1 protein-coding gene is annotated in these 641 nt (G+C 66.5%); it reads left to right on the forward strand.

The features are described from left to right. Positions 1-494 (forward strand): PfkB family carbohydrate kinase (locus PMN64_RS42940; protein ID WP_411785133.1); only part of this gene is annotated, 494 nt, incomplete at its 5' end. Positions 495-641: the final 147 nt, after the last annotated feature.

Here is a 641-nt window from a genome sequence, read left to right on the forward strand (position 1 = left end):
CGTTCGTGAAGGCGGCTGATATCGCGCATGGCGCGGGCCGCCAGGTCGCGCTGACGCTGTCGGATTCGTTCTGCGTCGATCGCTACCGCGACGAATTCCTCGACCTGATGCGCAAGGGCATTGTGGACCTGGTGTTCGCCAACGAGTCCGAGCTGCACTCGCTGTACCAGACCTCGGATTTCGACACCGCGCTGAAGCAGTTCGGCAAGGACACCAGGCTCGGCGTCGTCACCCGCAGCGAGAAGGGCTGCGTCGTGATCTCCGGCGACAGCGTCGTCGCGGCGCCCGCCTCGCCGATCGACAGGCTGGTCGACACCACCGGCGCCGGCGATCTGTTCGCCGCCGGCTTCCTGGTCGGCCTCGTGCGCAATGTCGGCCATGAGAATGCCGGCCGGCTCGGCGCGCTCGCCGCCGCAGAGGTGATCCAGCACATCGGCGCCAGGCCGCTGGTGTCGCTGCAGGATCTGGCGAAGCGGCAGGGGCTGCTGGTTTAAGAGCGCCGCTGGATTTCTTCGCCTCTCCCGCTGCGGGGGAGGTCGACGCGCGAAGCGCGGCGGGTGGGGGCTCTCTCGACGATATGACTCGCGGAGCTGTCTCTTATACACATCTGACGCTGCCGACGACCATGGTATAGTGTAGAT

This window comes from Bradyrhizobium sp. UFLA01-814 (assembly GCF_046718885.1).
GTDB lineage: Bacteria > Pseudomonadota > Alphaproteobacteria > Rhizobiales > Xanthobacteraceae > Bradyrhizobium > Bradyrhizobium elkanii.